Source organism: Variovorax sp. PAMC26660, from assembly GCF_014302995.1.
Lineage (GTDB): Bacteria > Pseudomonadota > Gammaproteobacteria > Burkholderiales > Burkholderiaceae_C > Variovorax.
On record NZ_CP060295.1, the window covers coordinates 2,267,015 to 2,279,293 of the forward strand.

Below are 12,279 nucleotides of genomic sequence, written 5' to 3' on the forward strand. Positions count from 1 at the left end.
GCAAGTAAGGAATCAGATGAAACACGCTTCTACCGCCGCAGTGCGCTGTCGAAACAAGGCCCGCGGCTTTACCTTGATCGAAATCATGATCGTGGTAGCGATCATTGGAGTGCTCAGTGCAATCGCGCTTCCGGCCTATCAGTCTTACGTTCTGAAGTCGCGAAGAGCCGATGCCAAGAATGCGGTTCTGGACATGGCAAGCCGCCAGGAGCGCTTCTTCAGCATCAACAACAAGTACACCGGCACCGCTGCAGATCTAGGCTATTCGGGCCTTCCGTTGGACGTCAATGCGAGCGGCTCCAGCTACTACAGCCTGAGCGTGACCACATCGACCGGCCCTGCGGGATTTGTCGCAAAGGCAACGCCGACCGGCACCCAGCAGAAAGACACCGAGTGCTACACCTTCCAGGTGGATCAAACAGGCGCCCAGTCCAACCTGAAAAGCGATGGAACCCAGCTGACGTCCACCAGCTGCTGGTAGCCTGATTTCATCAGGGCTGGCGAGAGTCCCGTGCTTTACTGTCCGGGCTCTCCGAAACCCACTCGGCATACTCCACCGGAAAGGCGATGCCGAACCGTTCCGCTTCGGATCGGGCTTCGTCGACCCGACCAAGCAGTTCCGCACTTTCAATGAGCTTGACGATGACCCGCGGCTCTGGCGAGAAATGCAGAAGTTTCCTGGCAAGCGCGTAGACCTCGGACGCATTCGAGCGGTCCACTTGCATCAGCGAGAGTTCGGCAAACCGCACTTGATTTTCAAAAAGCCACGAACCCTGCAGTTTGGCGAGCGTGTTGTCTTCGTACGCTGGCAAACGTTGGTCGCGCGGCAGATAAATCTGGCTGGTCCGGGCGTAGTCCCAACCAGCGTAGGCGACGATCAAACCCAAGGCGGCAGCCAACAACGCCGGTAGCGCACGAGCAACTCGCCCAGGCACCGAAAGGCTGGCTTTCGCAGGCCAGAGAATCCCGAGGCACAGCCCGAATACAAGCTGGAACGGCCCATACCAGAGCGGGTATTCGAGCAGGCTGTGCAGCACGATCACGCCGAGCAGCCCCCAGGCCATGACCCGGAACGGTTCGCGCTCGCGCCATGGTTGCGCGGCGATCACCAGCCAGAGAAAGTTACCGCAGATCAAGACAGCAGCCGGAATTCCGAGTTCCACTGCAAGATGCAATGGCAGGTTATGTGCGTTATCGAGAATCTCGACGAAGCGCGGCCCTGAATAGAGCGCGCTGTAGCTGTAATGGGCAAAACTCAGCTCTCCCCATCCCCAACCAGTCCACGGGCGTTCGGCGATCAGGCTCAAAACGTTTCCCCAGAGGATCCACCGACTGTGCCCCGCTGGGGCACCTTCGCTCAGACGCTGCACCATGCCGTCGAAACCACCCCCGGCGAGTTGTGGCAATGCCCAGGCGCTCAAGAAATACAGCGGGGCCAAGGACAAAAGAACGAAAGGGGGCGGCAGGTCAATTGCCGCTTTGTTTTTTTCTACCCCTTTGCGCTTTGCCAAGAACGCGGCCATGCTGACAATCAGTAGAAATTGAAGCAAACCGGTTCGCGAAGTTGATGCCGCTGCAGCCACTACGAGCAAGACGATGGCCCCTGCCCATGCAGAGCGCTGATATGCAGCGCTTCTGCGTCCCCCAGGGTAAAGCCAGAGCGCGGCGATCAAGGCCATGCTGATCAGGCTCGCGAATTGATTGCGCTGGCGTAGGTTCCCGAATGCTTGACCGACATCGGGCGCGGTGGTCCAGGGCGCAAAGGATCCAGTGAGCCCATAGTATTGAAGTAGCCCAAGCACTGCGCTGATCAAGCCCGCGCCCAGCAGCCCTTGAGCAAACGCGTGGTGCATACGGGTACCGCTGCATGCAAGTCCGGCACCAACGCAAGCAGCCATTCCGGTCGCAGCTATCGCAATGACGGCCGACAGCCAGAAGCCGACGCCAAGTTGATGGCTGTGGAGAAGAGCAATCGAAATTGCCACCGTCGCAAACCAAGTCATCAGCAACGGGCGAGGCAGGGGATATTTCGCACCGGCCAGCGGAACTGACAACAACGCGATACAAAGCCATGATGTCAGTTGCTGCCACGCACTGACCGAAGGGCCCGCGGAGATCGGAAACAGGAACGGCAGCGCGATCAATGTACTGCAGACAACTAACCGAGGATTTTCTCTGGGTGCGCCAGCGGACATCACGAAGGAGCTCATTAGAGGTATTTTGCCGACGCTCAACCACCCCAAATCTTTGCAGAATGACGGGCTGACCGTTCCATCTGAACGGCGGCTCAGGATCACTAAATAGCCAGCCCACTTTGACCAGCGTTGGGCCGCGCTCAGACTGCTGAGGGGCGAGAGGCCCAATTCAATAGCGACCGTAAACAGAGGTGGTGGAACACCAAACCACGCTGATACGGAGTGCAATGTCAGGAACGTCGCAGCCGGGAAATCACCTGCACTGGGCCAGCAGAACCTGAAGGGGCATTCTAGGCGCGCGGCCTCACTCAGGGCATCTGCAGTAACGCGAGTTTGGTACACCCTACAAAGCATTCAGCAATTGCGCTGCGGAACCGCTTCACAAGAACGTCGGCAGGCAAGAGCCTGTACAGCAAGACAGCAGTCTGAGAGTCGACCGGCTCACGTCTTCAATAATCAGACTGGGCTGTTTGTGGATCAGTAAGCCGATTAGACCTCTGCCGCCTCAAGCAGTCGCGGGTCTCAAGGCTAACTTCTCACTTGTGGCGCGGTTCGATGCTAAATACGGAGCAGGCTGCTGCGCAGTGTGTGATTGGAGGTCAACACAATGAAAAAAGCCGCCCGAAAGCGGCCTTTAGCAACGAGTAAAAAATTACGTCGCCGAGCTCGTCGGGCAAGCGACTTGCTCGTACTTCTTCGGCACGTCAGATAGGCAACTCCAAGTTCCGGAGGCATCGCGCGACCACACGATCTTCTTCCCGGCAATCACAGATGCTGCGTTGTTTCCGAACGTGGAGGTAAGGGTTGCCGAGCCATCCGTAAGGCCGCCGAAGGAAAGAATAGGTGCACCCATACCAGCCGGGGCGAGACCGCCGTTAACCGTGTTGGTGCCGGCCGAAACAACGAGATTAGATCCGGTTGCGGTACCCGCACAGCTGGTAGCACTCGCGGTCAACTTGCCGTTGATAACGCAGTCTTCGACGGCCGTCTTCTGGGAGCCGGTTTCACCAATAACGCGGGAAATCTGCGACTTGGCGACATAGGTCTGGTATTGCGGAATCGCAATGGCGGCCAAGATACCAATGATCGCCACAACGATCATCAATTCAATAAGGGTGAAACCCTTTTGCACATTGCGTGCGATAGAACGACGGTTCATTCATTAACTCCAGGTTGGTTTGTAGAGCCCGGGAACCAGCCCGGAGCGCAGTACCTTCCGCAGCATCCGTGCCACCCACCTTCAGAGCTCGGCACAGCCCAAACCCGTCATCTTTGTCCATCTTGGCGTTACACCAAGTGACACAACTTGCTTCAAGATGCTACAAGCGGTGACAAATTTGTCATGCCAGCGCACCCGAAACCGTCAGAAAGTCAGGATCCCATCCGCCTTGAGCCAGCGTATATCGCGCTGCGCCAAACCCGCCACCTGATGGTCTGCCAGTGCGCCGATCTGGCTCATGATTTCATCGGTTTCTGCCGGCTTGGTATGGGTGATGTAGATCGGGTATTGCTTCCCCGGATCGATATGCGCCAGCTCGTCCGCCAGCACGACCGGCGACAGATGCAGGCTGCGCTCAGCCAGCGCCTGTTCACGGCTGCTGAAGGCGGTCTCGATCACGAGCATGGCCACCTCGATTGCATTGACGCGATCCCAGAACGGCGCGTTGCGTTCGGTATCGCCGCTGAAGACCCAATGCGCCCCGCCCGAAGCTCGCCGCACCGCGAAACCGCAGGCCGGCACCGTATGCACAGCCGGCAGCACCTCGACCAGCTTGGGCGCGCAAGTGCCCAACTGCAGCATCTGCCCCACCGCAATATCGTGAAAGCTCACGAAAGGCGCCTCAAGGCTCGGAATGCTCTCGAAGTCGGGCCAGATGACGTTGTTGAACACATGCGCGCGCAGCGCCTCGATGGTGGCGCGCAGCGCATGCACACGCAGCGGCCGCGTGCGGCGGCTCCCCACGGCATCAAGCATCAGGGGCAACGCGGCAATGTGGTCGAGATGGCTGTGGGTCAGCACGACATCGTCGATGCCGGCCATCTCGTCGAGCGTGAGATCTCCGACCCCGGTGCCCGCATCGACGAGCAGGTCCGTGTCGACCAGAAACGAGGTGGTGCGGCAGTCTTTGGCAATGGCGCCCGAGCAACCCAGCACACGAACCTGCATTGTGAGAGACCCCTTGTATGTGTCTGTCGTCATTTGGTTTCGAACCGGGTTGCGCCGTCCCAATTCGGGTCTTGCGGTCGCAACGCCATTGAGGCTAAACGCTGGGCGTAGAGCTGGTAAAGGACTTTTTTGGCATCGGCCGCGAGCAGGGGTGCCAGCAAGTTTCGGCCCACCGCCCAGTCTTGCCGCCGATAGGCCGCGAGCACGCCGGCCCAGCGTTCGAGCAGTTGTTGCGTCTGTTTCACCGCGTCGGCCGTGCGTGCATCCAGGGGCGTAAAAACGGCAACGACTTGTGCCTTTCCCTTGACGCGCACGCTGTCGAGTTCTTGCCAGATGTAGTCGGGCGCCAGCTCGCGGGTCGCGCCGCTGGCCACGATCTCGACGCCGTAGTGCCCGCTCAGTCCTTCGAGGCGCGACGCCAGATTGACCGCATCGCCGACCACGGTGTAGCTGCGGCGCGCGGTCGAGCCCATGTCGCCCACGCTCATCACGCCGCTGTTGATGCCGATGCCCACGCTGATTTCGGGCCGGCCGCTGGCGCGGTGCATGCTGTTGATCTCGCGCACGGCCTCGGCCATGTCGAGCGCCGCGCGCACGGCCAGCGCCGCGTGGTCGGGCGTGTCGATCGGCGCGCCCCAGAAGGCCATGACGCAATCGCCCATGTACTTGTCGACGGTGCCGCGATGTGTGCTGATCACGTCGGTGAGTCGGCTGAAGACGGTATTCAAGAAAGCTTGCAGCTCGGCCGGCGCCATCTGTTCCGACAGGCGGGTGAAGTCGCGCATGTCGCAGAACATCACGGTCATCGGCTTGCTCTCGGCGCGCATGCTGTAGCGGTCGGGGTGCACGAGCATTTCGTTGACGAGCTGCGGCGGCACATAGGTGCCGAAGAGCCGCACGAGGCCTCGCCGCGCACGCGATTCGACGAAGTAGCCCCAGCTCATGTTGAGCACGAAAGCCAACGCCGTCGTGGCAAGCGCCGAGGCCAGCGGCAGCACGAGGCTCTCGCTCACGTAGAGCCAAGTGTTGACGCCGATCAGCGCGGCCGTCGTGCCTGCGGCGAGCAACACGGCGCGCGATGCGGACAGCAGCGACAGCCCGAACGCGAGCGCGAGGCCCGCGACCAGGATGGTCAGCACTTCATAGCCGGGCGCATAGTCCGGCACCGCGAGCAGGCGGTGATCGAGCAGGCCCGAGACGATGTTGGCATGCACCTCGACACCCGGAAACGCAGCGCCAACCGGCGTGGCACGCAGGTCCTGCAGGCCCGGCGCGGTGGCGCCCACGAGCACGATCTTGTCTTTCAGCTCACCCGGACCCAGTCGGCCTTCGAGCACGTCGGCCGCCGCCACATAGCGGAACGATCCCGCACCTGCACCGCCCGGTCCGCGAAACGGTACCTGCATGCTGGCGGACTGATCGACCGGAATGCGCAGGCGCCCGAGCCGCAGCGATTCGAGTCTGGGCACCTCGCCGCCGGGCGCGAAGGCCGGGCGCACCGGCGGCGAGCCGTTCGCCAGCCGGTAGACCGCGAGCCCCAGCGACTCGTAGTAGCCGGGCTGCGCTTGGTCGCCTTCGTAACGCGCGATGAGCGGCACGCTGCGAATGACGCCGTCGCCGCTGGCGCCGACCAGCGTGTTCAAAAAGCCCGCAGCGGGCGCGGCCTTCGCCAGCTCCGGCAGGCTGGCCCCGAAGCCGTTCCAGCTCGTGGCGTAGACGCCGCCTGCGGGAAAGGCATCGGGCGGCAAGAGCGGCGTGGCAGGCAACTGGCCCTTGGCACTCGGGGACCCTGTTCGCGTGAAGTAGTAGCCGAGCGCAACCCGCTGGCCGTTCAGCGCTTCGGCGAATGTGGCGTCGTGGTTCAGCGTGGGCGCGAGCCGCTCGATCTCCGCCGCAAGGCCCTGCATGTTGCGCAGCGGCCCGTTGGCAATCTCTCGCAGCCTGTCGAGGCCGGCGCTGCGGTCGGGCTCGAGGAACATGACGTCGAAGCCGAGCACCGCCGCTTGCTGGCGGGTCAGAAGCTCGGTGGTCAGGCGGGCGATCTTGTCGCGTGGCCAAGGCCACTGTCCCTGGCGCGAAAGGCTGGTGTCGTCGACATCAACGATCACGACGCGCGAATCGAGTGTGCGCGGCATGGTGGCGCGCAGCCGGATGTCGTAGATCAGGCGGTCAAGGCGCTCAAAGGCAGTCAACTGCCAAATGTCGGTCGCATGCGCCAGCGCCAGCAAAACCGGCAGCAGCGTGATGGCGATGCGCGGCCAATGCCGACGCAGCGTGCTCATCATGGCGCCCCGCCCGGACAACGAAGACCGCCGCGGCGGTCAAAAAAAAGGAAAGGCTCAGACCCGCACGAACTGCATGCGCGTCTTGTCGCCAAGCTCGAGCACGTCGAGCTCCTGCAAGGCGACCGCGTCGGTCCCCAGGAGCACGCCATTGAGCGTGACGCCGCCCACGGCGCTGGCCGCGACGTAGCCTTGCCGGCGGCGCGTGACGACGGCCACGGCAACGCCGGGCTTGCCGATGGTGGTGACCACTTTCTGCAGCGAGACGTCCTGTCCTTCGTTGGCGCCGGACAGCACACGCAGCACGGGAATACCGAGTTCAACGAGTGCCCCCGACTCCGTGGGCGCGGACGAGAGCGGCATGGACCCTGAAAACTCGCCAGACACCGTGCGGACCGAGCCCGGACCAATGGCCAGGTTGCTGCGCGCGCGGAAATGGATGCGGCAGCCCCCGACCTCGATGACATCGTTGTCCTGGAGCGCTTGCTTCTGGATGGCAAGCGCATTGACGTAGGTGCCGTTGGTGCTGTTGAGATCTTCAATTTCGACTTCGCCATCGCTCATGTGCAGCACGGCGTGTTCGCCGCTGACCGCCAGATTGTCGATCACGATGTCGTTGTAGGCACGCCGGCCAAGCGTCGTGCGGTCCTTGGCGAGTGCCACTTGCCCGATGACAACGCCATCGACCGAAATGATCATCTTCGGCATTGCCGACTCCCCGAATGCAAAGCTTTAACGACGGCAAGCGGGACGGCGTGCAGCCGTCGGGGCCTGTTACCTGGCCGCCCGGGGCACTTCGGCAACGCCCGCCCTTGCCAGAACAACCGAAATGTTGTCCCGTCCACCATTGTCGTTTGCAATTGCAACCAAAAGTGAAGCTTTTTTCTGAAGCCCGACATCGTGTCCCAGAAGCGTGAAAAGCTGCCCATCCGAGACCATCTCGCTCAGCCCATCGGAGCAAAGCATATACAGATCGCCCGGCCTTGCGCTGTGCTCATGCATTTCCAGCAGCACTTGGGGCTCCACGCCAACAGCCCGCGTCACGAGGTTGCGGGTCGGTGAATTGAGGGCTTCCTCGGCGGTGATCGCGCCAGCGTCAAGCTGTTGCTGGCGCAGCGAATGGTCACGCGTGAGCAGTTCCAGCTTGTTGTTGCGCAGGCGATAGCAGCGCGAATCGCCGATGTGCCCGACCACCACGCGTTGCGGGCGGAATGCGGCCAGCACCAGCGTCGTCCCCATGCCCTGCAGTTCCGGGTTGGTGGTGCCGGCATGCAGGATCGATCCGTTGGCCTCGTCCGTGGCAGCTTGCAGCGCCCGCCTGACCACGCGGGCCGGCGCCTGCATCCCGGCCTGGGCAAACCAGCGTCCGAAACTGGCGTGCAGCAGCGAGATGGCCATGGCGCTCGCCACTTCACCGCCCTTGTAGCCGCCCATGCCGTCGGCCAGCAGCGCCAGGCCGAGTGCGGCATCCACGTGCACAGCGTCTTCGTTGTGGGCGCGCAGCCGCCCGACATCGGTCAGCGTGGCGAACTCCCAGGTCAAAGGAGGCCGGGTCGAGAACAGGGAAACGCCGACACTCGCCATGGTTTGCCAGCGCCGACTTCGCGAAAGCTCAGTGTGCAGCGGCGTGTGCACGCCGTTGCATCAAGCGGCCGGCGGCCACGACGAACACTGCACCGGCGGCAGCCGCCGCGTAGTGCAACCAGGGGTTGGCCGCCAGCGTGTCGCGCAGTGCGACGTCGCTCACGATGGTCTCGCCACCGACCCAGCCGATCAGCGCGGCGCCCAGCATGATGATGATCGGGAAGCGCTCCATGAGCTTGATCATGAGCGTGCTGCCGAAGATCACCAGCGGAATGCTGATCGCCAGGCCCAGCACCAGCAGCACCATGCTGCCCTGCGCGGCGGCCGCGACGGCGATCACGTTGTCCAGGCTCATCACGAGGTCGGCCAGCAGGATGGTGCGCACGGCCACCATCATGCTGCCGTATTCCTTGCTTTCTCCTTCGCCATCATCTTCTTCGCTCAGCAACTGCAGGCCGATCCACAGCAGCAGCAGGCCGCCGATGATCTGCAGGTAAGGCAGCGCCAACAGCTTGGCCGCCACCACCGTGAGCACGATGCGCAGCACCACGGCCGCGCCCGAGCCGAACATCACGGCTTTTTTCTGCTGTGCAGGCGGCAGCGAGCGAGCGGCCATGGCAATGACCACGGCGTTGTCGCCCGACAGGATGATGTTGATCCAGACGATCTTGAGCAGACCGATCCAGAAGTCTGTGCTTTGAAGGAGTTCCATGTCTCTGATCCCGATTCCACTGTGTTTTATTGAAAAAAGCGCCCGCAATCCAGTGCGGGCGCTTTTTTATTTCTGCGTGGCCCTCTCATGACCCGGCTCTGCGGCCGGTGTCGTGGAGACGTCTCTTACAGCCTTGCCTTGAGCAGCTTGGCCAGTTCCGAGAAGTTGCGCGTCACGGTGAAGCCGCACTCTTCCATGATGGCGAGCTTGGCATCGGCCGTGTCCGCACCGCCCGAGATCAGCGCGCCGGCGTGGCCCATGCGCTTGCCGGGAGGGGCGGTGACACCGGCGATGAAGCCGACAACCGGCTTCTTCATGTGTTCCTTGCACCAGCGGGCTGCGTCAGCCTCGTCGGGGCCGCCGATTTCGCCGATCATGATGACCGCGTCGGTGTCCGGATCGTCGTTGAAGGCCTTCATCACGTCGATGTGCTTCAGACCGTTGATCGGGTCGCCGCCGATGCCGACTGCCGACGATTGGCCCAGGCCGATTTCCGTCAGTTGAGCCACGGCTTCGTACGTCAGCGTGCCCGAGCGCGAGACCACACCGATGCGACCCTTGCGGTGAATGTGGCCGGGCATGATGCCGATCTTGATTTCGTCGGGCGTGATCAGGCCGGGGCAGTTCGGGCCCAGCAGCAAGGTCTTCTTGCCGCCGGCCGCTTCCTTGGCCTTCATCTTGTTGCGCACTTCGAGCATGTCGCGAACCGGGATGCCTTCGGTGATGCAGATCGCCAGGTCCAGGTCGGCTTCGACAGCTTCCCAGATGGCGGCCGCGGCGCCTGCCGGCGGCACGTAGATCACCGACACGGTGGCGCCGGTTTGCGAAGCGGCTTCCTTGACCGAACCGAAGATCGGGATATTGAAGATCGACTCGCCGGCCTTCTTCGGGTTCACGCCGGCCACGAAGGCGTTCTTGCCGTTCGCGTATTCCTGGCACTTCTCGGTGTGGAACTGACCGGTCTTGCCGGTAATGCCTTGCGTGATGACTTTGGTGTCTTTGTTGATGTAGATCGACATGACTTTTTCCTTAGGCCTTCTTGACTGCTGCGACGACCTTCTGGGCCGCGTCCGCCATGGTGTCGGCGCTGATGATCGGCAGGCCCGAATCGGCCAGCAGCTTCTTGCCTTCGACTTCGTTGGTGCCCTTCATGCGCACGACCAGCGGCACTTGCAGGTTCACGGCCTTGCAGGCCGCGATCACGCCGGTGGCGATGGTGTCGCACTTCATGATGCCGCCGAAGATGTTGACCAAGATCGCTTCCACGTTCTTGTTCTTCAGCATGATCTTGAAGGCTTCCGTGACCTTCTCGGGGGTGGCACCGCCGCCCACGTCCAGGAAGTTGGCCGGCTCGCCGCCGAACAGCTTGATGGTGTCCATGGTGGCCATGGCCAGGCCGGCACCGTTCACCAGGCAGCCGATGTTGCCGTCCAGCGAGATGTAGGCAAGGTCGAACTTCGAGGCTTCGACTTCGGCCGCGTCTTCTTCGTCAAGGTCGCGCAGGGCCACGATTTCGGGGTGGCGGAACAGCGCGTTGCTGTCGAAGTTGAACTTGGCGTCCAGCGCCATGACGTTGCCCTTGCTGTCACGGTTGAGCGGGTTGATCTCGACCAGCGAGGCGTCCGTCTCCATGTAGCAGGCGTAGAGCTTCTTGAGGATGTCGACCGTTTGCGCGGTCGAATCGGCCGGCATGCCGATGCCGTCGGCGATCTGCTTGGCCTGTTCGTCGGTCAGGCCCTTTTCGGGGTCTGCGAACACCGTGATGATCTTCTCGGGCGAGGAGTGGGCCACTTCCTCGATGTCCATGCCGCCTTCGCTCGAAGCGATGAAGGCCACCTTCTGGGTGGCGCGGTCGGTCACGGCCGAAATGTAGTATTCCTTGTTGATGTCGGCGCCATCTTCGATGTAGAGGCGGCGCACCTTCTGGCCTTCGGGGCCGGTCTGGTGGGTCTTGAGCTGCATGCCGAGGATTTCGCCGGCCAGCTTCTTGACGTCTTCGATCGACTTGGCGACCTTGACGCCGCCGCCCTTGCCGCGGCCACCCGCGTGGATCTGGGCCTTGACGACCCAGACCGGGCCTCCAAGCTTCTGGGCGGCTTCGACCGCCTCCTGGACCGTATATGCCGGAATGCCGCGCGGCACCGGCACGCCGAACTTGGCAAGGATTTCCTTGCCTTGGTACTCGTGAATCTTCATGAGGGATGTCTCTCGGAAGGAGGAGGTTGAGAACGGGGGATAGGGGTGAGAGTGTTTGTGCTCTGTTGTTCGCGGGCGACGGCAGCCTGACGGCTGGGGGCGGCGAACAACCGCGGACTGTATCATGGTGCGCCGCACCAATACTGTACGTGGGGTTGCGGTCAATACGTACTTTCTTCTAGCTCCCCCTCAGCACACTCCCATCATGGCCAAGGTTTTCATCGACGGCGAAGCCGGTACCACCGGCCTGCAGATTCGCGAACGGCTTCAAACGATGCCGCAAATCGAGCTCGTGAGCATCGCGCCGGAGCTGCGAAAAGACGTGAATGCCAAGCGCGGCCTGATGGCCGGCGTCGACCTGGTGGTGCTGTGCCTGCATGACGACGCGGCGCGCGAATCCGTCGCGCTGATCGACCAATTGCCCGGCAAGAAGCCCAAGATCATCGACGCCTCCACGGCGCACCGCATCGCACCCGGATGGGTGTTCGGCTTCCCCGAACTGGTGGCCGGCCACTGGCAGGCCGTGGCCCAGGCCGACCGCGTCGGCAACCCCGGCTGCTACGCCACCGGCGCCATCGCCATGGTGCGCCCGCTGGTCGATGCGGGCCTGCTGCCGGTCGACTTCCCGATTTCGCTGCCTTCCGTGAGCGGCTATTCGGGCGGCGGCCGGACCATGATCGAGGCCTACGAAAAAGACGAGGCGCCGCTTTTCGAGACCTACGCGCTGGGCCTGAAGCACAAGCACATTCCCGAAATCATGGCCTACACGGGCCTGACCCGCCGGCCGGTCTTCATTCCATCGGTGGGCAATTTCAAGCAGGGCATGCTGGTCCAGTTGCCACTGCACCTCGACCTGCTGCCCGGCAAGCCGAAGGCCGGTGACCTGCAGGACGCGCTGGCCGCGCACTATGCCAAGAGCAACACGCCTGAACAGTTCGTGAAGGTTCTGCCGCCCACGGAAGACGGGAAGCTCGATGCGCTGGCGCTCAACGACACCAATTTGCTGGAGATCCGCGTGTTCCCGAACGAGGACCACCGCCATGCCGTGGTGATCGCTCGCCTGGACAACCTCGGCAAGGGCGCCAGCGGCGCCGCGGTGCAAAACCTGAAGCTGATGCTGGCGCTCTGAGCGCCACGCCCCTT

The 12,279-nt window shown here is 62.6% G+C and carries 11 protein-coding genes; 2 read left to right on the plus strand and 9 right to left on the minus strand.

What is annotated here, in order from left to right; genetic code table 11:
• Positions 1-16: 16 nt before the first annotated feature.
• Positions 17-481, plus strand: coding sequence for a type IV pilin protein (locus H7F35_RS35035; RefSeq protein WP_187112891.1), 465 nt, complete (start codon positions 17-19; stop codon positions 479-481).
• Positions 482-491: 10 nt separating this feature from the next.
• On the opposite strand, the gene H7F35_RS10965 is transcribed toward H7F35_RS35035, so the two are convergent.
• From H7F35_RS10965 to sucC, 9 genes are all read right to left on the minus strand, one after another.
• The gene (locus H7F35_RS10965; protein ID WP_261803599.1) at positions 492-2,210 is read right to left on the minus strand and encodes a PglL family O-oligosaccharyltransferase; all 1,719 of its coding nucleotides are present in this window, start codon (positions 2,208-2,210) and stop codon (positions 492-494) included.
• A 637-nt stretch (positions 2,211-2,847) separates the two neighbouring features.
• Positions 2,848-3,354 carry a pilin gene (locus tag H7F35_RS10970; RefSeq protein WP_187112892.1) on the minus strand — a complete coding sequence of 169 codons (507 nt, stop codon included), beginning with the start codon at positions 3,352-3,354 and terminating at the stop codon, positions 2,848-2,850.
• A 204-nt stretch (positions 3,355-3,558) separates the two neighbouring features.
• The gene (locus H7F35_RS10975; RefSeq protein ID WP_187114236.1) at positions 3,559-4,362 is read right to left on the minus strand and encodes a 3',5'-cyclic-nucleotide phosphodiesterase; all 804 of its coding nucleotides are present in this window, start codon (positions 4,360-4,362) and stop codon (positions 3,559-3,561) included.
• A gap of 29 nt (positions 4,363-4,391) precedes the next feature.
• Positions 4,392-6,644, minus strand: coding sequence for a CHASE2 domain-containing protein (locus H7F35_RS10980; protein WP_187114237.1), 2,253 nt, complete (start codon positions 6,642-6,644; stop codon positions 4,392-4,394).
• A 57-nt stretch (positions 6,645-6,701) separates the two neighbouring features.
• Positions 6,702-7,352 carry an FHA domain-containing protein gene (locus H7F35_RS10985; protein WP_187112893.1) on the minus strand — a complete coding sequence of 217 codons (651 nt, stop codon included), beginning with the start codon at positions 7,350-7,352 and terminating at the stop codon, positions 6,702-6,704.
• A gap of 66 nt (positions 7,353-7,418) precedes the next feature.
• On the minus strand, positions 7,419-8,228 hold the full coding sequence (locus H7F35_RS10990) for a Stp1/IreP family PP2C-type Ser/Thr phosphatase (RefSeq protein WP_187114238.1): 810 nt from the start codon (positions 8,226-8,228) through the stop codon (positions 7,419-7,421).
• A 28-nt stretch (positions 8,229-8,256) separates the two neighbouring features.
• The gene (locus H7F35_RS10995) at positions 8,257-8,940 is read right to left on the minus strand and encodes a TerC family protein (RefSeq protein ID WP_187112894.1); all 684 of its coding nucleotides are present in this window, start codon (positions 8,938-8,940) and stop codon (positions 8,257-8,259) included.
• 125 nt (positions 8,941-9,065) lie between these two features.
• Complete coding sequence (gene sucD, locus H7F35_RS11000) at positions 9,066-9,959, minus strand: succinate--CoA ligase subunit alpha (protein WP_124457755.1); 894 nt, start codon at positions 9,957-9,959, stop codon at positions 9,066-9,068.
• Between the two features lie 10 nt (positions 9,960-9,969).
• The gene (gene sucC / locus H7F35_RS11005; RefSeq protein ID WP_187112895.1) at positions 9,970-11,136 is read right to left on the minus strand and encodes an ADP-forming succinate--CoA ligase subunit beta; all 1,167 of its coding nucleotides are present in this window, start codon (positions 11,134-11,136) and stop codon (positions 9,970-9,972) included.
• A 205-nt stretch (positions 11,137-11,341) separates the two neighbouring features.
• On the opposite strand from sucC, the gene argC reads away from it, so the two are divergent.
• A complete protein-coding gene (argC, locus tag H7F35_RS11010; RefSeq protein WP_187112896.1) occupies positions 11,342-12,265 on the plus strand; it encodes an N-acetyl-gamma-glutamyl-phosphate reductase in 924 nt (307 codons plus the stop codon).
• Positions 12,266-12,279 lie beyond the last annotated feature (14 nt).

Coding starts and splice junctions, on each gene's coding strand:
- H7F35_RS35035 (WP_187112891.1), top strand. CDS start 17: ATGAAACACGCTTCTACCGCCGCAGTGCGCTGTCGAAACAAGGCCCGC.
- H7F35_RS10965 (WP_261803599.1), bottom strand. CDS start 2,210: ATGAGCTCCTTCGTGATGTCCGCTGGCGCACCCAGAGAAAATCCTCGG.
- H7F35_RS10985 (WP_187112893.1), bottom strand. CDS start 7,352: ATGCCGAAGATGATCATTTCGGTCGATGGCGTTGTCATCGGGCAAGTG.
- sucC (WP_187112895.1), bottom strand. CDS start 11,136: ATGAAGATTCACGAGTACCAAGGCAAGGAAATCCTTGCCAAGTTCGGC.
- H7F35_RS10970 (WP_187112892.1), bottom strand. CDS start 3,354: ATGAACCGTCGTTCTATCGCACGCAATGTGCAAAAGGGTTTCACCCTT.
- H7F35_RS10990 (WP_187114238.1), bottom strand. CDS start 8,228: ATGGCGAGTGTCGGCGTTTCCCTGTTCTCGACCCGGCCTCCTTTGACC.
- argC (WP_187112896.1), top strand. CDS start 11,342: ATGGCCAAGGTTTTCATCGACGGCGAAGCCGGTACCACCGGCCTGCAG.
- H7F35_RS10980 (WP_187114237.1), bottom strand. CDS start 6,644: ATGAGCACGCTGCGTCGGCATTGGCCGCGCATCGCCATCACGCTGCTG.
- sucD (WP_124457755.1), bottom strand. CDS start 9,959: ATGTCGATCTACATCAACAAAGACACCAAAGTCATCACGCAAGGCATT.
- H7F35_RS10975 (WP_187114236.1), bottom strand. CDS start 4,362: ATGCAGGTTCGTGTGCTGGGTTGCTCGGGCGCCATTGCCAAAGACTGC.
- H7F35_RS10995 (WP_187112894.1), bottom strand. CDS start 8,940: ATGGAACTCCTTCAAAGCACAGACTTCTGGATCGGTCTGCTCAAGATC.